The 22,309-nt window shown below is 71.0% G+C and carries 20 protein-coding genes; 7 read left to right on the top strand and 13 right to left on the bottom strand.

Annotated elements, in window-relative coordinates; genetic code table 11:
* The 4 genes from ABZ260_RS21120 to ABZ260_RS21105 form a co-directional block, all read right to left on the bottom strand.
* A partial coding sequence (locus ABZ260_RS21120; protein ID WP_355620120.1) for a type I polyketide synthase occupies nucleotides 1-4,212 on the bottom strand: 4,212 nt, incomplete at its 3' end.
* Nucleotides 4,209-6,119: a non-ribosomal peptide synthetase gene (locus tag ABZ260_RS21115; protein WP_355620117.1), complete on the bottom strand. Its 1,911-nt coding sequence runs from the start codon at nucleotides 6,117-6,119 to the stop codon at nucleotides 4,209-4,211. The genes ABZ260_RS21120 and ABZ260_RS21115, both read right to left, overlap by 4 nt.
* 8 nt (nucleotides 6,120-6,127) lie before the next feature.
* Nucleotides 6,128-7,012 carry an NAD(P)-binding domain-containing protein gene (locus ABZ260_RS21110; protein WP_355620114.1) on the bottom strand — a complete coding sequence of 295 codons (885 nt, stop codon included), beginning with the start codon at nucleotides 7,010-7,012 and terminating at the stop codon, nucleotides 6,128-6,130.
* Between the two features lies 1 nt (nucleotide 7,013).
* On the bottom strand, nucleotides 7,014-7,832 hold the full coding sequence (locus ABZ260_RS21105) for a methyltransferase domain-containing protein (protein ID WP_355620111.1): 819 nt from the start codon (nucleotides 7,830-7,832) through the stop codon (nucleotides 7,014-7,016).
* Between the two features lie 472 nt (nucleotides 7,833-8,304).
* Between ABZ260_RS21105 and ABZ260_RS21100 the strand changes: the two genes are divergently transcribed.
* Entirely contained in the window at nucleotides 8,305-9,525 is a 1,221-nt protein-coding gene (locus tag ABZ260_RS21100; RefSeq protein ID WP_355620108.1) for a cytochrome P450, read from the top strand.
* Nucleotides 9,526-9,609: 84 nt separating this feature from the next.
* Here the strand turns inward: ABZ260_RS21100 and ABZ260_RS21095 are convergent, their stop codons facing one another.
* The 7 genes from ABZ260_RS21095 to ABZ260_RS21065 all read right to left on the bottom strand — a co-directional run bounded on the left by ABZ260_RS21095 (nucleotide 9,610) and on the right by ABZ260_RS21065 (nucleotide 14,902).
* A complete protein-coding gene (locus ABZ260_RS21095) occupies nucleotides 9,610-10,152 on the bottom strand; it encodes a hypothetical protein (RefSeq protein ID WP_355620105.1) in 543 nt (180 codons plus the stop codon).
* Nucleotides 10,153-10,328: 176 nt separating this feature from the next.
* Complete coding sequence (locus tag ABZ260_RS21090) at nucleotides 10,329-10,700, bottom strand: hypothetical protein (protein ID WP_355620102.1); 372 nt, start codon at nucleotides 10,698-10,700, stop codon at nucleotides 10,329-10,331.
* A gap of 233 nt (nucleotides 10,701-10,933) precedes the next feature.
* The gene (locus ABZ260_RS21085) at nucleotides 10,934-11,122 is read right to left on the bottom strand and encodes a hypothetical protein (protein ID WP_355620099.1); all 189 of its coding nucleotides are present in this window, start codon (nucleotides 11,120-11,122) and stop codon (nucleotides 10,934-10,936) included.
* 203 nt (nucleotides 11,123-11,325) lie between these two features.
* Entirely contained in the window at nucleotides 11,326-11,958 is a 633-nt protein-coding gene (locus ABZ260_RS21080) for a response regulator transcription factor (protein WP_355620096.1), read from the bottom strand.
* The gene (locus ABZ260_RS21075; protein WP_355620093.1) at nucleotides 11,951-13,198 is read right to left on the bottom strand and encodes a sensor histidine kinase; all 1,248 of its coding nucleotides are present in this window, start codon (nucleotides 13,196-13,198) and stop codon (nucleotides 11,951-11,953) included. Before ABZ260_RS21075 ends, ABZ260_RS21080 begins: the two co-directional genes overlap by 8 nt.
* Before the next feature lie 23 nt (nucleotides 13,199-13,221).
* Nucleotides 13,222-13,962, bottom strand: coding sequence for an ABC transporter permease (locus ABZ260_RS21070; RefSeq protein ID WP_355620089.1), 741 nt, complete (start codon nucleotides 13,960-13,962; stop codon nucleotides 13,222-13,224).
* Between the two features lies 1 nt (nucleotide 13,963).
* Nucleotides 13,964-14,902 (bottom strand): ABC transporter ATP-binding protein, encoded by a 939-nt coding sequence (locus ABZ260_RS21065; protein ID WP_355620086.1) that lies wholly within the window; start codon nucleotides 14,900-14,902, stop codon nucleotides 13,964-13,966.
* A 434-nt stretch (nucleotides 14,903-15,336) separates the two neighbouring features.
* Here ABZ260_RS21065 and ABZ260_RS21060 point away from each other — a divergent pair, with 434 nt between their 5' ends.
* The gene (locus tag ABZ260_RS21060) at nucleotides 15,337-16,260 is read left to right on the top strand and encodes a TIGR03620 family F420-dependent LLM class oxidoreductase (RefSeq protein ID WP_355620083.1); all 924 of its coding nucleotides are present in this window, start codon (nucleotides 15,337-15,339) and stop codon (nucleotides 16,258-16,260) included.
* A gap of 60 nt (nucleotides 16,261-16,320) precedes the next feature.
* Nucleotides 16,321-16,674, top strand: coding sequence for a glutaredoxin domain-containing protein (locus ABZ260_RS21055; protein ID WP_355620080.1), 354 nt, complete (start codon nucleotides 16,321-16,323; stop codon nucleotides 16,672-16,674).
* Here the strand turns inward: ABZ260_RS21055 and ABZ260_RS21050 are convergent.
* Nucleotides 16,665-17,414 (bottom strand): DUF4184 family protein, encoded by a 750-nt coding sequence (locus tag ABZ260_RS21050; RefSeq protein ID WP_355620077.1) that lies wholly within the window; start codon nucleotides 17,412-17,414, stop codon nucleotides 16,665-16,667. The genes ABZ260_RS21055 and ABZ260_RS21050 overlap by 10 nt on opposite strands.
* Before the next feature lie 150 nt (nucleotides 17,415-17,564).
* Here ABZ260_RS21050 and ABZ260_RS21045 point away from each other — a divergent pair, with 150 nt between their 5' ends.
* The 3 genes from ABZ260_RS21045 to ABZ260_RS21035 all read left to right on the top strand — a co-directional run bounded on the left by ABZ260_RS21045 (nucleotide 17,565) and on the right by ABZ260_RS21035 (nucleotide 19,737).
* Nucleotides 17,565-18,113, top strand: a complete 549-nt coding sequence (locus tag ABZ260_RS21045) for an RNA polymerase sigma factor (protein WP_355620074.1) — start codon at nucleotides 17,565-17,567, stop codon at nucleotides 18,111-18,113.
* Nucleotides 18,110-19,081, top strand: coding sequence for a hypothetical protein (locus ABZ260_RS21040; RefSeq protein WP_355620071.1), 972 nt, complete (start codon nucleotides 18,110-18,112; stop codon nucleotides 19,079-19,081). Before ABZ260_RS21045 ends, ABZ260_RS21040 begins: the two co-directional genes overlap by 4 nt.
* Before the next feature lie 83 nt (nucleotides 19,082-19,164).
* Nucleotides 19,165-19,737: an NADAR family protein gene (locus tag ABZ260_RS21035; RefSeq protein ID WP_355620068.1), complete on the top strand. Its 573-nt coding sequence runs from the start codon at nucleotides 19,165-19,167 to the stop codon at nucleotides 19,735-19,737.
* A 79-nt stretch (nucleotides 19,738-19,816) separates the two neighbouring features.
* On the opposite strand, the gene ABZ260_RS21030 is transcribed toward ABZ260_RS21035, so the two are convergent.
* On the bottom strand, nucleotides 19,817-19,996 hold the full coding sequence (locus ABZ260_RS21030) for a YciI family protein (protein WP_355620065.1): 180 nt from the start codon (nucleotides 19,994-19,996) through the stop codon (nucleotides 19,817-19,819).
* Nucleotides 19,997-20,376: 380 nt separating this feature from the next.
* On the opposite strand from ABZ260_RS21030, the gene ABZ260_RS21025 reads away from it, so the two are divergent.
* On the top strand, nucleotides 20,377-22,309 hold a 1,933-nt coding region (locus ABZ260_RS21025), incomplete at its 3' end, for a DUF6493 family protein (RefSeq protein ID WP_355620062.1).

Here is a 22,309-nt window from a genome sequence, read left to right as displayed (position 1 = left end):
AGGTCGTGACCGGGCGGCGGGCACGGCGGGGCGCCGCGCTGCCTGCCCCGCGCTCCCCGGCGGCTGGGCGGAGACGACCACCTGTCCCAGGGGAAGGGCCGCCAGGCACCTCTCGAAGGCCTCGACTCCCTCCTCGGGGCTCAACCCGCCGCTCAGCCCCTCACCGGTGAGCTCACGGTGGCGCCGTTCCATGTCACGGGCCATTCCCACCCCGTTCCAGCGGTCCCAGTTGATCGACAGCACCGGCAGGCCGTCACGCCGCGCGCAGAGGGCGAACGTGTCGAGGAAGGCGTTGGCCGCCCCGTAGCAGGTGAGCCCGGGAACCCCGGAGAACGAGGCCAGCGAGGAGAACAGCGCGACGAAGTCGGGAAGCGCGCCGACCTCCCGCAGGACGGAGACCAGGGTGGAGGTCCCCTCGGTCTTGGCCCGCAACGCGGTGGCGACGTCGTCCTCGGTCAGGAACTCCGCCATGCCGCCCCCCGGCACACCGGCGGCGTGGATCACTCCGTGGATCTCGCCGAACCGCGACCGCGTCTCGCCGAGAACCTCCCCGAGGCGCCGGGCGTCGGCGACGTCCGCGCCGCGCACCAGGACCTCGTCTCCCCGGCCCGCGAGGAGAGCCGTCACCGCCTCGCCCTCCCGGCTTCCGGGCCCGTGCGGCGGGAACTCCCCGGATGCTCCGCGCCCGATCAGGACGAGCCGTGCCGAGTACGTGTCCGCGAGGTGCCCGGCCAGCCGCAGCCCGATCCCGCTCGTCCCCCCGGTGATCACGTAGGTTCCGCCCCGGCGTATCCGGGGGCCCGTTCCCGGTGTCACCCGCAGCGGCTCGAAGTGGCGCAGCCAGCGGTGTCCGGCCCGCAGGCCGATCGGGTCCTCGCCCGGATCCCCGCCCGGATCCTCGCGGGAAGGGCGGCAGAGCTCGGCGAGGAGCTCCGTGGCCCGGGTTCCGTGCTCCTTTCCGTCACCGGGATCCAGATCCACGAGCCGGATGCGCGCGTCGGCCAGCTCGTGGCGGAGCGGCCCCGCGGCTCCGATCGTGAGGGCCGCGCGCGGGTCGAGCCGCTCGCCTCCGGTGATCTCCAGGGCCCCCCTGGTGACCAGGGAGAGATCGGCCCGCGGCCGGCCGCTCAGGGCACGGGCCAGGCCGACGACGTGGCCCAGCGGCGGGCAGGTCCGCGAGAGCGGCGGCGTTCCCCAGAGGCAGACGATCCGCAGCGGTCCGGCCGCGTCGGCCTCCACCGTCTTCAGGAGCCTTTCGTAGTCCTCCCCGCACCCGGGGTCGATCGTGATCCGGTCCGGGGCCGCGCGCTGGAACGCGCGTCCCGGGGTGACGACGACCGTGGTGGCCCCGTACTCCGCCAGCTTCACGATGATCGCCTCGGCGAGGGGCGAGGAGTCGGAGAGCAGGATCCAGCGGTGCTCCCGCGCCGCCGGCCCCGGATCCGCCGGCACCTCCACGGCCCTCCTCCAGGTGACCCCGTACAGGCCGTCGGGTGAGCGTTCCGCACCGGAAAAGGCGGCGGGCTCTGTGGCGCGCACCGGGTCCGGCGGGCGGGTGACGGTGGGCGCGAAGGGGTAGGGCACCGCGGGCAGCCGGAGCCGTCGTTCCGGCCAGAGCGAGGGCAGGTCGACCTCGGCGCCCGCCTCCCACAACCGGCCCAGCGCGCGGAGCAGGACCTCCCTGTCGGCCCGCTCCTCCATCGGGTGGCGGGTGACGTTGACGACCACGGAGTCCGTGCCCGCCCGTACCCGGACCGGCGTGCTCAGCGTCGTGCCTGGACCCACCTCGACGAGGATCTTCGGCCCGTCGGCCAGGACGTGGTCGAGTGCGGCGTCGAACCTGACCGTCGCCCGCAGATGGGTCACCCAGTACTCGGGGTCGGCGAAGTCGGCGTCGTCGGTCCCCGTCACAGCTGAGATCAGGCGCATCGAGGGGGCACGCAGCGCGATCCCGGCGAGAAAGCCGCGAAACTCCCCGAGTACGGGGTCGACCAGGGCCGAATGCGCGGCGGTGCCGAGCGGCAGGAGGCGGCCGGTGATCCCGCGCCGGTCCAGCAGTTCCCTGACCTCGGCGATGTAGGCGGCGGGACCGGCGAGCACGCAGGACGCCGGGCCGTTGACCACCGACAGGCACACTCCCTCTCCGAGGAAGGGCTCGACCTCCCGCTCGGAGGCCGGAACCGCCAGCATCGCCCCGTCGTGCAGCGAGGCCAGCAGCTCGCCGCGTTTGGACACGACGGCGAGGGCGTCGCGCAGCGACATGACGCCCGCGACGCAGGCCGCCGCGTACTCACCGAGGCTGTGCCCCATCAGCAGGGAGGGGATCACCCCTTGGGACATGAGGAGCCGGGCGAGCGCGATCTCCATGACGAACACGGCGGGCAGTTCCAGGGAGGGGTCGCTCTCCCCGTCCGGGACGGCGACCGGCATCGCGCCGGGCCCGTCCGCCCACAGGGCACCCAACCGCCCGGCGGCGGAGCGGTCCGGCAGCAGGTCCAGGCACTCGTCCACGGCCGCGCGGAAGACCGGCTCCTCGTGGTAGAGCTCGCGCCCCATCCCGGGATACCGCGTTCCGCCACCGGGGAACATGAACACCACTTCGGCGTTGCCCGCACGGACGGCGGAGGCGGTTCCGCCGGTCGCGCGCCCGCGCAGCTCCGCCACGGCGTGGGAGCGGTCGCGGAAGACTCCGGCATGGCGGAAGGGGAGATGGCGGCGGCCGACCGCGAGGGTACGGGCGAGGTCGGCGAACTCGGGATCGGAGACGTCACCGAGGGCGTCCGCGCAGGCTCCGGCCATCTCGGCGAGGGCCGTCTCGTCACGCGCGGACAGCGCGACGAGCTGCCACGGAGGGGCCGGGGCGGTGGGCGGGCGCGGCGGCGGCTCCTCAAGGATCACGTGGGCGTTGGTGCCGCCGATACCGAAGGAGCTGACGGCCGCCCGGCGGGGGACATCCGTGAGCGGCCAGTCCTCCGCCGCCGCCGCGAGGCGGAACGGGCTCGTCTCGAAGTCGATCTCAGGGTTGGGGTGCGGTGAGACGACGGGGCTGGGCGGGATCCGGCCGTGCTGGACCATCAGCGCGGCCTTGATGAAACCGGCCACTCCGGCTGCCGCGTCGGTGTGCCCGATGTTCGATTTCACCGAGCCCAGCCGGCAGTATCCACGCCCGGTCGCCCCCGCCGCCCGGTAGGCCCGGGTCAGCGCGGTGACCTCCACCGCGTCTCCGAGCGCCGTGGCCGTTCCGTGGGCCTCGACGTAGGCGACGGTGTCCGGGTCGACGCCGGAGACCGCGAGCGCGGCCTCCACCGCGGCCTGCTGGCCGCGGACGCCGGGTGCCGCGTAGCTGAGCTTGTCCGAACCGTCGTTGGTGACCGCGCTTCCGGTGACCACCGCGTAGACGCGGTCGCCGTCGGCCAGGGCGTCCCCGAGCCTGCGCAGCACCACGATCCCGAGGCCGTCCGCGGGGACGAACCCCGACGCGTCCCGGTCGAAGGACCGGACATGGCCGTCGGCGGACCAGACGCCGCCCTCCTGGTGCAGGTAGCCCTGCCTGCGCAGCGGCGTCCAGGAGACCCCGCCGGCCAGGGCCATGTCACAGTCGTGGGTGATGAGCGCCCGGCAGGCGAGGTGGATCGCGACGAGCGAGGTGGAGCAGGCGGCCTGCACGGTGATGCTCGGCCCGGTCAGGCCGAGCTTGTAGGAGGCCCGGGTGGAGAGGAAGTCCTTGTCGTCGGCGGCCGCCAGGAGGTCCGCGGAGGTGCCGAGAAAGGCCCCGCGGTCCCTGTCCCGGTGCGTGCCGAGGGTCTGCCCCGCGTAGACGCCGATGGTGCCGGGGAAGTGGTCGGGCGCGTGGCCGGTGTCGTCCAGGGCATGCCAGGCGGCTTCGAGGAACATGCGTTGCTGCGGGTCCATGAGGGCCGCCTCGCGCGCCGAGTAGCCGAAGAAGGAGGCGTCGAACCGGTCGGCGTCCCAGAGGATGCCACCGGCGGGAACGAGCTCGGGATCGGCGAGGCGCGCCTCGCTCGCCCCGCCCTCCCGCAGCTCGTCCGGGGTGAGCTCGGAGATGCCCCGGCGGCCCTCGGCGATGAGGCGCCAGTATTCGGCGACGTCGCGCGCGCCGGGAAAGCGGCAGGCGATGCCGACGACCGCGATGTCGGCGCCCGAGACGCCGACACCCGCGATGTCGGCGCCGTCCGCGTTCGTCGGTTTCAACTCTGTCGTCCTTTCCAGCGGCGTTCCTCCAGTGACCGGCTTCCGGCGAGCAGGTTCCTCCTGCTCGCCGCGGCCGTCGCGAGGTCTCGCCCGGACCGGTCACGATCCCCGGCGCGCGTGTCGAGAAGTGCCGCGAGCGACCGCACGTCGGGGGCCGCGATGAGGTCGGCGACGGGGAGCAGGACCCCCCGGCGTTCGTGAATGTCGGCCTGGAGGGTGATGAGGTCGACCGAGGTCCCGCCCAGCTCGAAGAAGTTCTCCTCCGCGCCGACCTCGTCGAGTCCCAGGAGCAGCCCCACCATCTCGGCCACCTCCCGCTCTCCCGGGCGCGAGGACACCGCGTGGCCGTGCCGCGGCCGGCCGCCCGCCGGGCTCGGCAGCGCCGCGCGGTCGACCTTGCCGTGGGAGGTCAGCGGGAGCCGGTCCAGCGTCACGAAGAGCGACGGGATCATGTACGGGGGGAGCTGACCGGCGAGCAGCTCGCGCAACTCGCCGGCGGGAACCCCCGGCCCCCGCGAGAGCTGCGCGTACGCGGTGAGCCTGGCGGTTCCGGTCTCCTCACCGGTGGTGGTCACCGCCGCTCCGGTGACGCGCGGGTGACGCATCAGGGCCGCCTCGACCTCGCCGGGTTCGATCCGGTACCCCCGGATGTTGAGCTGCTCGTCGATCCGCCCCACGAAGTCGATCTCTCCCCCGGGCAGCCGCCGGGCGAGGTCGCCGGTACGGTACAGGCGCGCGCCCGGGCGCCTCGCGAACCTGTCGGGGACGAACCTCTCGCGGGTCAGGTCGGGCCGCTTCAGGTATCCCCGCGCCACACCGCGCCCTCCGACGCACAGTTCGCCGGTCTCCCCCTCCGCGACCGGGTCACCCGCCGCGTCGAGGATGTGGACCTCGACCCCGGCCAGCGGGCGTCCGACGGACGGCCTGCCCGCCCCCGGCCGGCAGCGCCCCGCCGTCGCGGACACGGTGGCCTCCGTCGGGCCGTAGGCGTTGAACAGGCGCACCCTGGACGCCCACCGCTCCACCAGGAACTCCGGCAGCGCCTCGCCGCCCGAGGTGAGGGTGGTGACCGGTACCGGGACGTCCTCGGGCAGGGTGGCCAGCAGCGACGGAGCGCCGGACAGGTGGGTGATGTCCAGCTCGCACAGGACGCGGCTCAGCTCGCGGCCGTACAGCGGCACCCCGGCCCCGGGGACGCACAGGGTCGCGCCGTTGAGCAGGCTCATCGCGAACTCCCAGACCCAGGCGTCGAACGTGACCGGCGCGAACTGCAGGACGCGGGCCCCTTCGAGGTCGCCGAAGAGCAGCCGCAGCCCCTCCGCCAGGTTGGTCACGCCGCCGTGGTCCACCAGCACGCCCTTGGGGGTACCGGTCGATCCGGAGGTGTAGAGCACGTAGGCGAGGCTGTCGGCCCGGGTCGCCGGTGCGGCGCCTCCCTTCGCCGATCCCGTGGCGGGATCCGGCCTTTCGAGGTCCGGCCGTACCGAGCGCAGGCCGTGTCCCGGCAGCAGTTCCTCCGGGTCCCGGTCGGCGACGACGATCCGGGCGCCCGTGTCGGACAGCACCAGCTCGTTCCGTCCCACCGGGTGCGACGGCGGCAGGGGCACGTAGGCGCCACCGGCCTTCCAGATGGCCAGGACCGCAGCGGGCAGCAGGAAGGAGCGCTCCATCAGCACCCCCACCGTGTCGCCCGCCCGCACCCCCGCCGCCACGAGCTCACCGGCCAGGACCGTGGCGTGCTCGCGCAGCTCCGCGTACGTCATCCGCCCGCCCGGATGGACGAGAGCGTCACGATCGGGCGCGACCTCGGCCCATCTGTCGAAGAGATGGTCGGCACCCGCCTCTGCCCACCCCTCGCAGCGGCGGCCGGCACCGGCCGCGCCGCCGGCCGGTTCAAACCCGTGCATGCTTCCCCTCAGCGGTTATGGACGGCCGCTCGGCGGCTGCGGAACTGTTCGGTGAGCACCGCCACGTGCTCGCGCCGGTAGCCCTGGTCCATCGCCCTCTGCACGCGCTCACGCATCACACCCAGGTAGGACTGGTCGATCCCGGCCCGCTCCGCGATGCCGGTCAGGTTGTCGAGGACGTCCAGGTGCGAGGTCAGCGGAGCCTGCTCGAAGGTGTAGTCACGGCGCGCGATGAGACCGAGACCGACGCCGATCGTGTTCTGGAAACCGGGGTCGTAGAGCGGCACGGATTCGGCGAAGTCGTTGAGGGGGACGCCCAGGCTCTCCGCGATGGCCGAGCATTCCAGGAAGCCGTTGACGAACGCGTAGTAGAAGGCGCTGGACACGACGTGGTAGGCCTTCGCGTAACCGGGATCGGAGCCCAGACGCACCTGCTTGCCGGAGAGCGCCTCGGTCACGCCCGCCAGTTCCTTGAAGTCCTCGGCCGCCCCGCCGTAGACGGTGAAGCAGTCCTCGGTGCCGATGGCGTCCGGGTAGTTGAGGATCGCCGCCTCCAGGTACCTGCCTCCCGCGGCCTCGACCCGCGCTCGCAGCGGGGTGACGTCGTCGGGGACGCCGCTGGCGTTCTGCACGACGAGCCTGCCGGAGAGATCGGCCGCGGCCCCGTCCAGGACCCGGTGGGTGACCTCGTAGTTGAGCAGGCAGAACAGCACGATCGGGGAGTCCTCGATCGCGGCGGCCGCCTTCTCGTGGATGTGGACGTTCCTTCCCGCGAGCCTCTCCGACCGTTCGGGCGTGCGGTTCCAGACCGAGACCTCAAGGCCGGAGTCGGCGCAGGCCCGCACCACCGCGGAACCGATCACGCCGGTTCCGATGACTGTCATGTCCGCCATGTCAGTGCTCCATCCTGTTGAAGGTCATGACCACTCCACCGACCTCGGTGGCGTCCGCCCAGGCCGCGAAGGTGTCGAGCAGCCGCTCGGTGCCGGCCCTGGTCTCAAACCGCTCCCGGAGCGCCCCTACCAGCCGAGGGAAGGAATCGCGCACGTTCTCCGTGATGTCGACGAGTTCGGTGATCGCCATCCCCGCCTCCCGCGCCGCCGACAGGTGGTCCTCGGGCGCGTCGAGCGACACGGCGTTCAGCATGGCCAGATAGGGGCCGATGCGCCCGCGAATCTCCTCCGTCATCGGAACCCGCAGGTAGGGCGTCTCGACCACCAGGCGCCCCTGCGGGCGCAGGACCCTGGCGATGTTCCGGTAGAGATCGGCGATGTCGAAGTGCGGGGTGACCTCGAAGGCCAGCACCGCGTCGAACGAGGCGGCGGCGAACGGCAGGTCCAGCGCGTCGACGCGCCGGAAGTCCACCATCTCCGCCATCCCGTGCGCCGCGGCGTGCTCCGCCCCGTTGCGCAGTGCCTGCCGGTCGATGTCGATCGCGACGACCCGCGCCCCGAACGTCCGGGCCAGGCGCACCGCCGGACGGCCGTTGCCGCAGCCCACGTCCAGCACCTGCGAGCCGGGGCCCACGTCCAGCCGGGCCAGCACGAAGTCGGTCATCCGCTCCGTGGCCTCGGAGATCGTGGTGTCGTCGTCGGGCCCCGCCCAGAAGCCGTAGTGCCGGTCGGGTCCCGCCGTCTCGCCCACCAGCGCGGCGAGCTCGTTGTAGGTTGACTCGATCTCCGAGGGAGCCGTTCTGACGTTTCCCGCGTCCACCCGGAGTTCGGAGTCCTCACCATCCAGACCAGAAATGAGAAACCTCCCGAACCGGCACCAATAATCTTAAATTGCCGATCGAATTAATTCCCCGGCCGAGCGAAACAGTAGCAGCGGGGGCCGACACAGTCGACGACCTCGAATATCGGTTTCCCACCCATTCGGGTCAACACTTCCACGAACGTCGGTACCGGTACACCACCCTTTCGCCATAAAACCATTTATCGACAAAGGGCACCGAAAATCGGATCCGTCTTTCTTGGTTTTGCCTTTCCCGCTTCACGGGTAATCCCGCTACGGAAGCCGGACCGCCTCCGCGGATGGTGAACCAAACGACTGTCGGCACCATTGCCCACAAAACGGATAACCGACTCAGGCTGATGGGCGTCAACGGCGACGCCGAGGTCCGGCGCGGTGGCCGATTCCGGACTTGAACCCAAGCCAGCGAACCGAGTCATTCACCGGAGAGACCGTGGACATCATTCCCGAGCCCGTCGACTACCCTTTCGGTAAGCCCATCCGTCTCGACGTCGACTCCGAATACACGCGGTGCCGCGAGCGGCCGGGGCTGACCAGGGTCCGCCCGCCCTACGGGGACGACGCCTGGCTGGTGACCCGCTACCACGACATGCGTTCGGTGCTGCGCGACCGCCGTTTCGTCCGGACGCCCCCCACCGGCGGCGACGAGGCGCGCCTCACCGTCCTGCCGCTCCAGGACAGCATCCTCAACACCGACCCGCCGCAGCAGACCCGGCTGCGCCGGGTGCTGGCGAGCGGGCTCAGATTCAACACCGAGCGGATCCACCTGCTCCGATCGATCGCCGAGCAGCGTTCCCTTACGCTCATGGCCGGGCTCGCCGACACGCCTCCCCCGTACGATCTGGTCGGCGACTACATCAAGCCACTGGTCGTGGAGGTGCTGTGTCCGCTGATCGGGATCCCCAAGCAGGACCTCGCGATCTTCCTTAACTGGTTCGAGGGGTTCGCCGGCACCACACTGGCCGCCGACGTCGTGGAGGCCAGGGTCGAGGAGATCTCCCGCTACACCGACCGGCTCATCGCCGCCCGGCGCGCGGAGCCAAGGGACGACCTCGTCAGCGTCCTCGCCCACGCCCTGGACGAGGAGGGTCCCGACGGCGCTCCCGCCGAGGACGGGGGGCTCGCCGAGGCGGAGATCAAGGAACTGGTCAACGACATCCTGCTGGCGATCGACAACGTCTCGACACAGCTGACGAACGCCTTCTATCTCCTGCTCACCTCGCCCGGGAAGCTGGCGGAGCTGCGCGCGGATCCCGGGCTCATCCCGGCGGCCGTCGACGAACTCATACGCTACGCGCCGTTCCCCTCGCACGTCACCTTCGCCCGTTACGCCACCGAGGACGTGGAGGTGGGTGGAACGCTGGTGCGCGCGGGAGAGCAGGTGCTACCCGCCCTCCCCTCGGGCAACCACGATCCGTCGGTGTTCGCCAACCCCGGCGAGCTCGACTTCCACCGCGGTTCCAACCCGCACCTGTCCTTCGGATACGGAACGCACCACTGCATGGGGGCGCCCCTGGTGCGCATGCTGATAGGGGTCGCGATCTCCTCGCTGTCGGAGTGCCCGCCGATGCGCCTCGCCGTCTCGGATGACGAGCTGCCATGGCGCTCGGATCTGCTGATCCGCCGCGTGGAGACACTGCCCGTCACCCGGTGACGCCGCGCCCGGCACTCGCCGGAGAAGGACCGCGTGAAAAGGTGGCGGTCGCCGACCGCACGACCGCCACCCCCTCCATCCTGGCTATTTCACCTGACCGAAGACCTGGCCGGTACGTGAGGTGAGCTCGCCGACGAAGAAGTCGCGGCAGGCCCTGTAGTATTCCTCGCTGCTGATCCGGCCGTCGCGGTTGGTGTCGATATTGCCCGCCCCCTTCTCCGCCTCGCTGCTGGACAGCCCCCAGGCCTGCAGCAGCTTCGCGTACTCGGATGGGGACAGGAGTCCGTCGTCGTCGATGTCGGCCGCCGCGAACTCGGCATCGGTCACCGGGCGAAGGAGCTTCTCGGCGTTCTCCTTCTTGGCGTTGTTCTCCATGTAGGAGCGGAACTCCTCCTTGGAGATCTCCTCGTTCCTGTCGGCGTCCATGGCCTCGGCCATGGCCACCCAGGCCCGGTCGTACGCCTCCGTGAGGCGGCGTCCCTTGGCGGATCCCTTCTCGTAGCCGAAGTGCTTGAGGGTCCTGTCCGCCAGAGCCTGCAGGTCGCTGTGCTGGATCCTGCCGTCGCCGTTGACGTCGACCAGCTTGAACCAGTGGTCCGATTTGCGGGCAATAGCGTCTATAGCCATTATTTGCTCCATTCATATGACGGCCTACTTCTGTGGCCGAAATACCCGTAGCGGAGCAACAAAAAAACCAAAGAACGAGAAATTCTGACAGCTTTCAGGAAAAGCCCAGCCGGACTGTTCACGAAAAATCAGAGATATTCACACTCGAACGAGAGCCGTTGGGGGAGGAACCGGCGTCACCGGTAGCGGAAGCCGTCGAGGAACCGGCGGAAGACACCGCCCACCCGGGGCAGGGGCTCGGCCGGCGGCGGTGCCACCGCGCGCTGCCTGGCGATGGGCTGATCGTAGTCGGTCCGCGCGATGGCGTCGACGATCTGGGCCTCGTCGAAGTCCTCGGACCCCTCGATCACCGGCACGAAACCGACCAGCATCCCGTTCCGCATCACCAGTGCTTCGAGCCCCGCCGTACCGTCGGTGTCCCAGTCCGCCTCACGCCCACCGGACAGCAGGACCCGGACCCCGAACTGGTAGCCGCCTCTCGCCAGTTGAGCGTTGATGCCACGGTCACGCAACGCGTCGACCACCCGCCTGGCCCGATTCTCATCCATCCCCCCCACCGTAACCGGCCCCGGCCACCAGTGAGCACCCGCGCGGGACCCGGCCGGATGGCCCGGCACGCAGATCGGTCCAGTGCTGAACCGTGAGGATCGCCGGTCCGACGTCGAACGACTTGTCCGGCAAGGGCGCGGGCCCTGCGGTTCGAGGGATGCCGCGGGTGGCCCCTCAGCGACTCCGCAACGGCTGTTTCGAGCTTCTCCCCCCCTCCGTCCGGAGCCGATGCCTACAGCCTGTCCACCCTGCGCAGGAATCCGCGCACGTCCAGGAAGTCGGCGAGCGACCGGCGGTGCTCCTCACAGGCCGTCCAGATCTTCTCTCGCTCGGGCGGGTGAATCTTCGGGTTGTTCCAGATCACGGCGTACACCGCCGCCTCCTGGCAACCCTTCGCCGAGCAGATCGTCGGCTCGCTCATCCGCGACACACCGCTGCCCACAAGATCCCGTGCCCGTCCTTGGCCCAGCCCACAGCGAGAGCGCTCAATCGGAGCGTCGACTCATCCATGCGTTCAGCCTGTCATGCCACTGTGACTCCGGGGAGGGCGGTACTCGGATCACCCGGCCGCGCCCCGGAGAACACCATGTGCGCGTGCACGACGGTCCGGAAAGGAGCGATCGGTCAGCCGAGGATGCCGCGTTCGTACGCGACCGCGACGGCCGCGGCCCGGTCCTTGACCCCCAGCTTGCCGTAGATATGGGTGAGATGGGTCTTGACGGTCGCCTCGCTGATGAACAGCACGGCGGCGATCTCGCGGTTCGAGGTGCCCCTGGCGACGAGTACGAGCACCTCACGCTCCCTGGCGCTGAGCGTTTCGTTGCCCGGCGCCCTCATCCGCGAGACCAGGCGCGAGGCCACCGCGGGTGACAGCACCGTCCGGCCCTCGGCCGCCGCTCGTACGGCGGTGAAGAGCTCGTCGCGCGGCGCGTCCTTGAGCAGGTAGCCGGTGGCGCCGGCCTCGATCGCCGGCAGGGTGTCGGAGTCGGTGTCATAGGTGGTGAGGACGAGCACCCTGCTACGCAGCCCGCGGCGGGTCAGCTCGGCGATCGCCTCGACTCCGCCGCCGCCGGGCATCCGCAGGTCCATCAGGACCACGTCGGGGTCGAGGCGGGCGGTGAGCGCGACCGCTTCGGCTCCGTCGGAGGCCTCGCCGAGAACCTCGAAGTCGGCGGACGCGGCGAACATGCCGCGCAGCCCGTCGCGTACCACGGGATGATCGTCGACGATCAGCAGGGTGATGATCCGCTCAGCCATGGCTCAGCAACGGTACGCGAGCCGAGACGGCTGTGCCGTGTCCCGGCTCGGACTCGATCTCGACCGTCCCCGCGATGCGTTCGGCGCGGGCGCGCATGCCGCCGAGGCCGAAGCCGCGTGCGGTTTCGCGCCGGGGCAGCGCGCGCGGGTCGAAGCCACAGCCGTTGTCGCGGACATCCAGGCTCACCTCGTCCTCCATGTACGAAAGGGTGACGCCGACCCGCGTGGCACGGGCGTGCCGACCGGCGTTGGCGAGTGTCTCCTGGGCGATGCGGAGCACGGTGGCCTCGATCTCACCGTGCAGCGCCTCGACGGTACCGGTGACGGTGAACTCGGCCCGCACGCCCGTCGAGACGGACCACGTCTCGACGATGTTCTTCAGCGCCTCGGGCAGCGTGTCGTGCTCCAGCGCTCCGGGGCCGAGGTTCTGGACCGAGCGGCGGGCCTCTCCCAGGCTGTGGCGGGCGAGGGCCGCGGCGCGCCCGACGTGGTCGCCGGCGACCGCGGGGTCGGCGCTGTCGGCGGCCGCCTGCAGTTGGGTGACGATACCGGCCAGGCCCTGGGCGATGGTGTCGTGGATCTCGGCGGCCAGGCGCCTGCGTTCGTCGTTGACACCTGCCTCGCGGGCTTGAACGAGGAGTTGGGCCTGCAGCCCCGCGTTCTCCCGCATTGCCTGCTCAAGACGGGTGTTGGCACCCTCCAGCTCTGCGATGGTGACGGCCCTCGCCCTGGCGTTCTCGGCCTCCTTGACCCCGATGCTGCCGAAGACGAGGGTGAGCGAGGCGTTGAGCGCGAAGAGCACGCCGAAGGCGACCCACTGCGTTCCGTCGGCGGGCGGCATACCGCCGGACTGCGAACCGGCCATGGTCACGGCGGTGGCGAGCAGTCCGGCATACATCTGGCGGCGTGGCAGCAGCCGGTCGGCGTCGAAGTAGCCGATCACCACGTAGATGGCGAAGAACGGGTTCAGCCAGGTGAGCACGGAGCCGAGCGTGAGGCGTGCGACGTAGTAGACCCGGCCCACCATGTCGTGCTTGGGCAGGCCGGGACCGGTGCCGCTCCACCACAGCTGCAGGGCCAGCGCGGCCGCGGCGAGCACCCAGGCCGCGTGCCTCTCGTCACGGGTCATCAGCATGTCGCCCGAGGCGATCGAGACCAGGCTGGCGAGACCGAGCAGAGCGTACGGCCCCCAGCGGAAGAACTGGTTCCCCCACTTCTCGGCAGTCGTGTCGCCCGCCATCCGCGCGGCCCTCCTTATCTGCGCTACTCCCAACGGAACCAGCGTGACGCGGCACCGAGCAGGATCACAGTCCACAGTGCCGTGACACCGAGGTGCGACCAACCGGGCCAGTCACCCGCCGCCGCCTGGTTCAGCGCCTGCGAGGCCGCCCCGAACGGGGTGAACTCGACGATGCGCCGCAGGATATCCGGCATCGCCTGGACCGGAAACCAGACGCCCGCGGTGAACATGGCCGGGAAGAAGACCGCCGAGCCGAGGGCGGCGGAGATCTTCGTGGTGCGGGAGAACGCGGCGATCGTCGCTCCCATCGCGAGCGCGCCGAGCGTGGTGAGGACCAGTGCCAGCGCGTAACCGAAGAGCTGCCCGGGGAGCGCCACGTCGAAGGCGAGGCGGCCCACGGCCATCGCGACGACCGCCGCGCCCAGGGCGGCCGCGCCGTGCAGCACGATCTGCGCCCCCAGCAGCGAGACGGGCCGCACCGGGGTGGTCGACATGCGACGCAGGATGCCACGCTCCCGGTAGCCGGTGAGGACGGGCGGCATGGCCTGCAGCCCGGCCATGATCATGGCGAGGAGCACGACCACGGGGACGTACAGATCGATGACCCGCAGGCCGCCGAGCGCCGGGTCGGCCTCCCGGAAGGACGGGATCAGGCCGAGGATCGTCAGCAGCAGGGTCGGGAAGACGATTATCCAGAACAGGCTGCCGAGCTCGCGGCCGAAGAGCCTGGTCTCGGACTTCAGCACGGCGGTGGATGCGGACATGTCAGTCCTCCTGTTCCGTGAGGTCTGTCGTGAGGTCTGTCGTGAGGTCTGTCGTGAGGTCGAGGAACGCGTCGTCCAGCGTGGCGTCGGCAACGCGCAGTTGCCGGGCGGTGATCTGTTGCCGGGCGAGCAGTGAGATCACCGCGTTGACCGTCTCGTCGGTCCCGTTGATGACCAGCCGGTCGCCCTTCCGCTCCACCGAGGTGGCCGCGGGCAGCATGGCCAGCTCGCCGTCGTCCAGCGGCCGCGAGGGCGTGAACGAGATGACCGTCGAGTTCGCGGTGCGGCCGATGAGTCCCGCCGGGGTGTCCAGGGCGGCGACCCTGCCCGCGTTGATCACGGCGACGCGGTCGCACAACTGCTGGGCCTCCTCCATGAAGTGGGTGACCAGCAGGACGGTCACCCCTCCGTCCCGGACCTCCTGGATGAGCTTCCAGGTGTCGCGGCGAGCGCGCGGGTCCAGGCCCGTGGTGAGCTCGTCGAGCACGACGACCCTGGGGTTGCCGATGAGGGCCAGGGCGATGAACAGCCGCTGCTTCTGACCGCCCGAGAGCTTGCCGAAGCGGGTGGCCAGCCGGTCGGCGAGACCGAGCCGGTCGGCGAGCGAGCGCCAGTCGGCCGGTCTCGGGTAGAAGGCGCTGTAGAGCTCCAGCGCCTCTCGCACGGTGAGCTTCGCCTGCAACTCGCTCTCCTGCAACTGGGCGCCGAGAAACCGGGTCACCTGTGCGTGGTCGGAGACCGGGTCGAGACCGGCGACCCGGACCGTGCCGGCGTCGGGCACCCGCAGTCCCTCGACGCATTCCACGGTCGTCGTCTTGCCCGCGCCGTTCGGGCCGAGGATCCCGAAGATCTCCCCCTCCTGCACGGCGAAGGACACCCCGTCCACGGCGGGTCTGCCCCCGTACGCCTTGCGCAGCCCGCTGACTTCGATGATCGTCATACCTTGAGAATCCCGGTGGGCGGCGGTCCGGCACATCGCCCATCACGCTTGAAATCACCTCAACCGATCGGTTGACCCTCGGGTACGACCTCTCATCCGCCGAAGGTCGATGGCCAGAGGCGTCCACTCCGTGCCCGCGCCGCACGACTCGACCGCGTTCTCACCGACATGAACGACGTGCGGGGGTTCCGCCGGCGTCGCCTGGCCCTCGCGACGTGAGCGGGGAAATCGCGCGAGACCGCGCGCCACTCCGGCATGGAGGTCGCCGAGAGGATGGTTTTCCCTGCTCATGGCAGGTCGGCAGCCGATTCCCCGACCCGCGACCGGGTACAGAACCTGCTGCGCCCCGGTGACGGAGGCCGGGCCGCCGAGCCAGGCGAACGTGGGGACCCTCCGCCGATCTCGGCAGGGGCTCGGAAAGAAGGTACGCGAAGATGGCCGAACGTACGGTGCCGCCCCCGGTGGATCTGCCCGCGCTCAAGCGGCGCCTCGGCAGCACAGGTGTGTGGCTGGGGTCGATCTCAGCGGTGCCCGCGGCCGAGGCGCGGCGCGCGGCCACCACGATCGAGCGGCTCGGCTACTCCACGCTGTGGTTCGGTGAGACCCCGAACAGCAAGGAGGCCCTGGCCAACGCCGCGGTCCTGCTGTGCGCCACCGAGCGCCTGATCCTGGCCACCGGCATCGCCAACATCTACGGACGAGACGCGACCGCCGCCGCCAACGGGGCCAGAACCCTGGCCGACGCGTGGCCGGAGCGCTTCGTCCTGGGCCTGGGCGTGAGCCACGCCCCGCTGGTCACGAGTCGCGGGCACGACTACAGCAGACCGGTGTCCGCCATGCGCGCCTACCTGGACGCCATGGACAGCACTGTCTTCAGCGCGCCCCTGGCGGAGGAGGCACCGAGGTTGCTGGCCGCGCTGCGCCCGAAGATGCTGGAACTGGCCGCGACCCGTGCCCAGGGAGCGCATCCCTACTTCGTCACCCCCGAACACACCGCCCAGGCCAGAAGGATCCTCGGCCCCGACCCCGTCCTCGCCCCCGAGCAGGCGGTGGTCGTCGACACCGACCCCGAGCGCGCCCGTGCCACCGCGCGCCACTACATGGCCCTGTACCTGGCCCTGCCCAACTATCTGAACAACCTGCGTGACCTGGGCTTCTCCGACGCGGACTTCGAGGAAGGCGGCAGCGACGCGCTCGTCGACGCGATCGTGCCCACGGGGGACGCGGAGAGCGTCGCCGAACGTGTCCGCGCCCACCACACGGCCGGCGCCGACCACGTCGCCGTGCAACCCCTTGCCCGGACACTCGATCAGCAACTGGAACAGCTGCGACTGCTGGCTCCCCTCCTCATCGGCTGAGCACCACCCGTCCGCGGGAGGTGAGGGTGCCCGGACGGGCGGACTTGCGATACTTCTCCCATGTCCCCCACAACCTTCATCCTCATCATCGCGTTCGTGGTGCTGGTCATCACGAACCTGCCTCGCCGAGACCGGGCCACGTCGTACCAGGACGCCGACCACCGGGGCGTGGTCGTCTACTGGCGGCCCGGCTGCACGTACTGCATGAGGCTGCGTACGCGCCTGCGTTTCACGCGGCTGCGCTACAGCGAGGTCAACATCTGGGGAGATCCCGAGGCGGCGGCGTTCGTCCGCTCGGTCGCGGACGGGAACGAGACGGTACCGACCGTGACCGTGGCCGGAGAGGCGATGGTGAACCCGTCGAAGAGCCAGGTGCTCGAAGCGGTCAGGACGCACCTGGACCCTCAGGCCTGACCCCACTGTTTGGAGCGCACTACCGACCACACGTGCCACGCGGCCGTGTAACCGATCATCACCGCGCCGAACCCACCGACCCCGCCCAGAATCACACAGCGCACCAGGTCGTACAGACTCACCGCGGCACGGTCGCCGCTCCCCAGCACGGCCGCGCCGGCACCGGCGGCGCCCATACCGACGGCCAGGACCCACCCGCGCACCCGTCCCGTCACGCCGGGCCATCGTCCCGGCCGTACGGCGGCCCGCCGGTACCACAGCGCGAACCAACCGGCCAGGACCACCAGGCCGCCCAGCGAGCTGACGTACATCACCACGTTGAACACCCGGTGCGCTCCGACGACCGAGACGCGCATCGCCGGCCAGTGCACCACGGCGAAGCCGCCCACCTGGGTGAACCCGTCCCACACCAGGTGCGTGGCGATACCGGTCAGCAGCGCGGCAGGCACCGCGATCCCGATCCCGGAGGGCGCCCGATCAGGTAGCCGGTCACGTAACCCTTGCGGGGCCAGCGCCGTCAACGGCGCGCGGAGCAGCAGGTGGAACACGACGAGCACCGCGACTCCCACCGGCAGGGCCACCAGCAACCCGCCCGGCCAGCCGTGGGTGGTGTTCGAGGAGAAGGGCAACGGCAGGTAGTACGGCAGATCGGGCACCATCGCACCTACCGCCAATGCCGAGGGGGGCAGCCGGCGCCGCAGCGGCAGGATCGCAACGGTATGGCTCAGCGTGAAAGGCATGCCCCATTGTCGACGTCGGCGACGGTGAGCCACGGCAGGAAGACCCGCCGAAGATTTCCGGAATCCGCGCGAAATGATGGGACCGCCCGCGCCATGTAGGGAGTGTCCACTTTTCGTACCCGCGAAGGAGACCTGCCTTGGGAAGCGCCCGTGGATGACGACTGGCTGGCCAGGTTCGAGGCCGTCTACCGGGAGACATACCACCAGATCACGGCCTACGCCGTACGCCGCTGTGACTCGCCGCAGGACGCGGCCGACGTCGTGGCGGAGACCTTCACCATCGCCTGGCGCCGGGTGCGCGAGCTGCCACCGGGACCGGAGGCCAGGCTCTGGCTGTACGGCGTGGCGCGCAAGGTGCTGGCCGGCCACCGCAGGAGCGCGGCCCGGCACCGGCAGCGCAGCGTCGAGCTCGACACCGAGATGGCCGACCTCTACGGGAGTTCACCCGACAGCGGCGTCGAGCTGAGCGTGATCGCCCAGGTGTTCGGGAGCCTGTCCGATGACGACCGTGAACTCCTCTCGCTGGTCGCCTGGGAGGGCCTGGGACGCGAGGAGATCGCCACGATGCTGGGTCTGTCACGCAACGCCGTACGCATCAGGCTGCACCGTGCCCGCAGGCGTTTCTCCCGCGCGCTCGACGAAGCCGGTGTCCGGTCCACCACGAAAAGCCGGATGGTTCCGGCGGGGAGGTCGCTGTGAGGAACGCCGATGAGATCAGTGAGCTGCTGAGGCCGCTGTCCCGGATCGAACCCGGGCAGCCGGACGACCACGCGTCCGGTGCGGGGGCACGGGCGCTGCTGACCTCGATCACGGTCCGGGAGCCGGGACGTGCCCGTCGACCCGGTCTCCTCCCGCGCGGCCCCCGCCGTCTCGTGCCGATCCTGGCCGCCGCGGTCGTGCTCGCGACAGGCATCGTCGTGGGGCCGAGCCTGCTGGAGGACGGGGGTGGCGCGGCCACCTCCTACGCCAACTCCGCGGTGGAGATCCACCGGGAAGGTGACCAGTACGTCGCCCGCATCAAGGATCCGTTCGCCGACTACGACAGGTACACCGAGGCGTTCCACGCGGTCGGCCTGAACGTCGATCTGCGCCCGGTGCCCGTCTCGCCGGGCGCGGTGGGAGAGACCCTGGGGATGGTCATCACCGGCAAGGACTCCCTCGCCCCCGACCCGCAGGGCACACCAGACCCCTCCGGCCCCCGATTCGGGGGTGTCGCCCTCTCGGTGGAGACGGCGCCCAGGGGATGCCATCCGGGACGGAGCAGCCACTGCGTCATGGTGATGCGGATCCCCGCCGGTTTCGCCGGCGGGGTGAACGTCAGGCTGGGGCGCCAGGCGAAGCCGGGAGAGGAGTATGCGAATTTCGACGCGGCCCTGGCCCCGGGTGAGATGTTCGCCGGGGTCCGGCTGAGAGACGGCCGCTCCGTGCACGACATGCTGGCCGAGGCGCGCAAGCGCGAGCTGACCGCGGTGTTCAGCCTCATTCGGACGGATGAGGAGACGGGCGGCCTGTCCTTCGAGCCGCTACCCGCGGACCGGGTCGGACGCGGCTGGATCGTCTGGCACGCGTGGCAGGTGAAGGCCGGCGTGATCCGGTTGCTCGTCACGCCAGAGCGTCTGCCCGAGAACCCGTTCCACAACGGAAGCGCACCACCACCCGCCTCCTGAGACGTCATCAGTGTCATCTCGCCGTCACGGCCAGAACGATTACCCACTGGCCGGACGGCGACAGACCATGACACGGTGTACCGGTGTCCGATCTCAGCAGACTTCCCCGCTCGGTCGCCGAGGCCATCGCCGCCGAACGGGACGGTGAGCGATTGCGTTACCTGTTCTTCTGGGGCCACCGGCCGGCGCGCGGCGGCGGGGTCGGCTCCGGATGCCTCAGCCAGTGGTGGGAGATCGGCTTCACCTCGGAAGGGCACCTCTTCCGGTCCGCCGAGCACTACATGATGGCGCACAAGGCGTGGCTGTTCGGCGACGACGAGACCGCCGCGCGGATCCTCGCCGCCGAGCACCCCGGCGAGGCGAAGAAACTCGGCCGCGAGGTCCGCGGCTTCGACGAGGCGATCTGGAACGAGCACCGCTACGAGATCGTGGTACGCGGCAACATCGCCAAGTTCGGCGAGCACCCCGAGCTGAAGGACTTCCTGCTCGGCACCCGGGCCCGCGTGCTGGTCGAGGCCAGCCCCGTCGACCGGATCTGGGGCATCGGCCTGGCCGCCGACGACGAACGCGCCACCTCCGCCACCACCTGGCGAGGCCTGAACCTGCTCGGCTTCGCCCTCATGGACACCCGCGACGCCCTGGACACCGAGTCGTGAGACAGGACTCGCGGACGCGAGGGCCGGGAGCGGGGATGGCGCCGCCGGATCGCAAGGCCCACGGGCGGGTTCGAGACACTCACTCCTCGTACAGCGGCCGGATCTCGACACCGCCCTCCATGCTGGGGGGCGGTTCGCCGATGGCGATCGCCTGGTCCAGGTCCCTCGCCTCGGCCGGGAAGATCCCGGCGAACACCTCCTTGCTCTCGATGAACGGCCCATCCGTCACCATGCCGCCCTTCCGGATCGTCGTCGCCATGCCGACGGCCTTCGTACCCTCGCTTCGATCTTCGCGGTGACGGCCATGTCGGCCTCCGTGACGTCGGCCGGAATGTCCGCGACGGGGACTTCCTCGTAGATCGGAATCGCGTACTGCGGCATGTGAGCTGTCCTGCCTGTTGTACGGACGCGTGGGTCGGTCCTCACCGACCACGACGCACGGGCATGTGCGAAATCGACAGCCGACAGGCGCGCCCCGGAAGTTCTGGGGGACCCTTGCTGTCTGCGAACACGACGACCGAGCGGCCCGGGAATCAACACGCTCGCAGCGCCGAGCCCCGGCGGCGGCACCGAAAATGTCGGCGGGCCCTGCCAGGATCGCGCCACCCGACCGAACACACGATCTTGGAGATCCGCGTCATGGAAGCGAAAAACGTCCGGCCGGCCGCCTGGGACGAGGTCCGCGAGCGCGTCGACCTCGGCGACGTGGCCGGGGTCGTGAAGGTAGTGACGGCGCTCGACGACGCCGGACGGCGCGAGGTGGCGCGCGAGCTGCCCGGATACGTCACCGTGCTCCAGGATAGGGAGCGGCGGACCTGGGCGGAACGCGACCGGGTCCGGCAGACCCTGCAGGCGGAGCTGCAACGGCGACGCGACGCCGAGGAGATCTCCGAGCATCACTACCGGCAGGCGTGGTCCATGACCTGGTACGACGATGACGACGAGGAGGGCGGCTCCGGGGGCGACGGCTGGGCCGAGCCGATGCGGGTCGCGGGCGCGGGCACGATCGGCGGCGCGGCGGCCGTGGTGACGTGGATCAACCGCGGGGAGTTCGACCGCTGGGACCTCGCCGGCGCTCCGATGGCCGGCGAGATCGAGCCGCTGCTTCAGGTGATCGCCTCGCGGCCCGCCGCGTGGCAGGCCGACCTGGCCGTACGGCTCGTGCGCCGGCTCCGTCCCCGGCGCCGCCGCGCCCCTCGCGACCGGAACCTGCCGCTGGCGCTCGCTCTGCTCCGCCGTACCGGCACCACCCCGCCCGCGCACGACCCGCTCGTGGTCGGCTGGGTGTCCCGGGATGCCAGGCTGAGCGAGCTGCGGGCCGATCCGCTGCTCGGCCACCTGCTGCCTAGGCTCTTCGAGGCCGAGGGCGTCGGCCGGGCGCTGCGGAACGAGCGGTCGGGTCCTGACGGCACGACCTCCTGGCTCGGCGCCCTCCGCACCCTCGCCGCCGAGGGCCGGGTGCCGCGAGCGCTGCTGCTCGATGGCTGCCGGCGCCGCTTCCTGCTCGGCGGCGAGGGCCCCGACCTGCGGTTCTTCGCGCGCCTCCACGAGCTGCTGGATCCCACTCCGGCCGAGATCGAGCCGCACGCCATCGACTATCTACGGCTCCTGCCGACCACGCCGGGGCCGGTGGCCGAGCTGTCGCTGGGGCACCTGCGCCGGCTGACCGGCCTCGATCCGGCGGACGTGGTGGAGGGGCTGGAGGGGCTGCTGTTCCGCGCGGAGGGCGGACTGGTGCGCGCAGGTCTGGCCTGGCTGGAGGAGTCCGTGCGGCGGGCGCCCGACCGGGCCGACGAGCTGGCCCCCGCCCTGGCCATGGCGTTCGGCCACCGGGCACGGGCCGTGCAGGAACGGGCCGTGCACCTGGCGGTCCGGCACGCCGGACGCCTCACCCCGCTCGGCGCCGAGACCCTCCGCGGCGGCACGGGCACGCTGCCACCCGACCTGCACAACCGGCTGGCCGCGGCCATTGGCGGCGAGCGCGTCGAGGAGCCGGAACCCGAGACCGAGACCGAGATCGAGGAGGTCTTCGTGCCGCGCCCGCTGCCCGCGCCGCTCCGGCCGGTGCCGGCCATCGCGCCACCGAACACTCCGAGCCGGCTCGCCGTCATGTACCTGCACGACGACTGGCGGGCAGCCGAACGCTGCCTGTCCGCCTTCGTCCGGCTCGTCGCGCGGGACAGGGAGTCGCTGCGCATCGCGCTGGCGCCGCTCGTCGAGCGCGACGAGGAGCGTCCGCGACTGGACGAGTGGCGGGAGCACGGCGACTGGATGATCGCCTTCGCGGCCGAACTGGCCGACCCCGGGCGGACGTACGAGACCCACCGCACCGCGTTCGTCAACCAGGCCCGTCGTGAGCACGGGCTCCCTCCCCTGGCGTACGAGGAAGCCGACCACCTGCCGGAGCGCCGGAGCGTCTCGCCTCTGCACCGCTTCGTGCTGCTCCGCCACGCGGAGATCTTCACAGCGCTGCGGGCCGGATCCCTGCCGCCACTGCTGCTCGCCACGCCGAGCCTGTCCAACGGCCTCCTCGACCCGGCCGAGCTGGTGGCCAGGCTGGAGGCCCTGGAGG

This window comes from Streptosporangium sp. NPDC006013 (assembly GCF_040614275.1).
Lineage (GTDB): Bacteria > Actinomycetota > Actinomycetes > Streptosporangiales > Streptosporangiaceae > Streptosporangium.
This window is presented reverse-complemented; position numbering and strand designations above follow the sequence as displayed.

Excerpts from the sequence above, each read along its gene's own strand:
- ABZ260_RS21055 (WP_355620080.1), top strand. The coding sequence starts at position 16,321 with ATGTCCCCCACAACCTTCATCCTCATCATCGCGTTCGTGGTGCTGGTC.
- ABZ260_RS21030 (WP_355620065.1), bottom strand. The coding sequence starts at position 19,996 with ATGGCGACGACGATCCGGAAGGGCGGCATGGTGACGGATGGGCCGTTC.
- ABZ260_RS21095 (WP_355620105.1), bottom strand. The coding sequence starts at position 10,152 with ATGGCTATAGACGCTATTGCCCGCAAATCGGACCACTGGTTCAAGCTG.
- ABZ260_RS21080 (WP_355620096.1), bottom strand. The coding sequence starts at position 11,958 with ATGGCTGAGCGGATCATCACCCTGCTGATCGTCGACGATCATCCCGTG.
- ABZ260_RS21060 (WP_355620083.1), top strand. The coding sequence starts at position 15,337 with ATGGCCGAACGTACGGTGCCGCCCCCGGTGGATCTGCCCGCGCTCAAG.
- ABZ260_RS21085 (WP_355620099.1), bottom strand. The coding sequence starts at position 11,122 with ATGAGCGAGCCGACGATCTGCTCGGCGAAGGGTTGCCAGGAGGCGGCG.
- ABZ260_RS21075 (WP_355620093.1), bottom strand. The coding sequence starts at position 13,198 with ATGGCGGGCGACACGACTGCCGAGAAGTGGGGGAACCAGTTCTTCCGC.
- ABZ260_RS21110 (WP_355620114.1), bottom strand. The coding sequence starts at position 7,012 with ATGGCGGACATGACAGTCATCGGAACCGGCGTGATCGGTTCCGCGGTG.
- ABZ260_RS21050 (WP_355620077.1), bottom strand. The coding sequence starts at position 17,414 with ATGCCTTTCACGCTGAGCCATACCGTTGCGATCCTGCCGCTGCGGCGC.
- ABZ260_RS21065 (WP_355620086.1), bottom strand. The coding sequence starts at position 14,902 with ATGACGATCATCGAAGTCAGCGGGCTGCGCAAGGCGTACGGGGGCAGA.
- ABZ260_RS21070 (WP_355620089.1), bottom strand. The coding sequence starts at position 13,962 with ATGTCCGCATCCACCGCCGTGCTGAAGTCCGAGACCAGGCTCTTCGGC.
- ABZ260_RS21090 (WP_355620102.1), bottom strand. The coding sequence starts at position 10,700 with ATGGATGAGAATCGGGCCAGGCGGGTGGTCGACGCGTTGCGTGACCGT.
- ABZ260_RS21115 (WP_355620117.1), bottom strand. The coding sequence starts at position 6,119 with ATGCACGGGTTTGAACCGGCCGGCGGCGCGGCCGGTGCCGGCCGCCGC.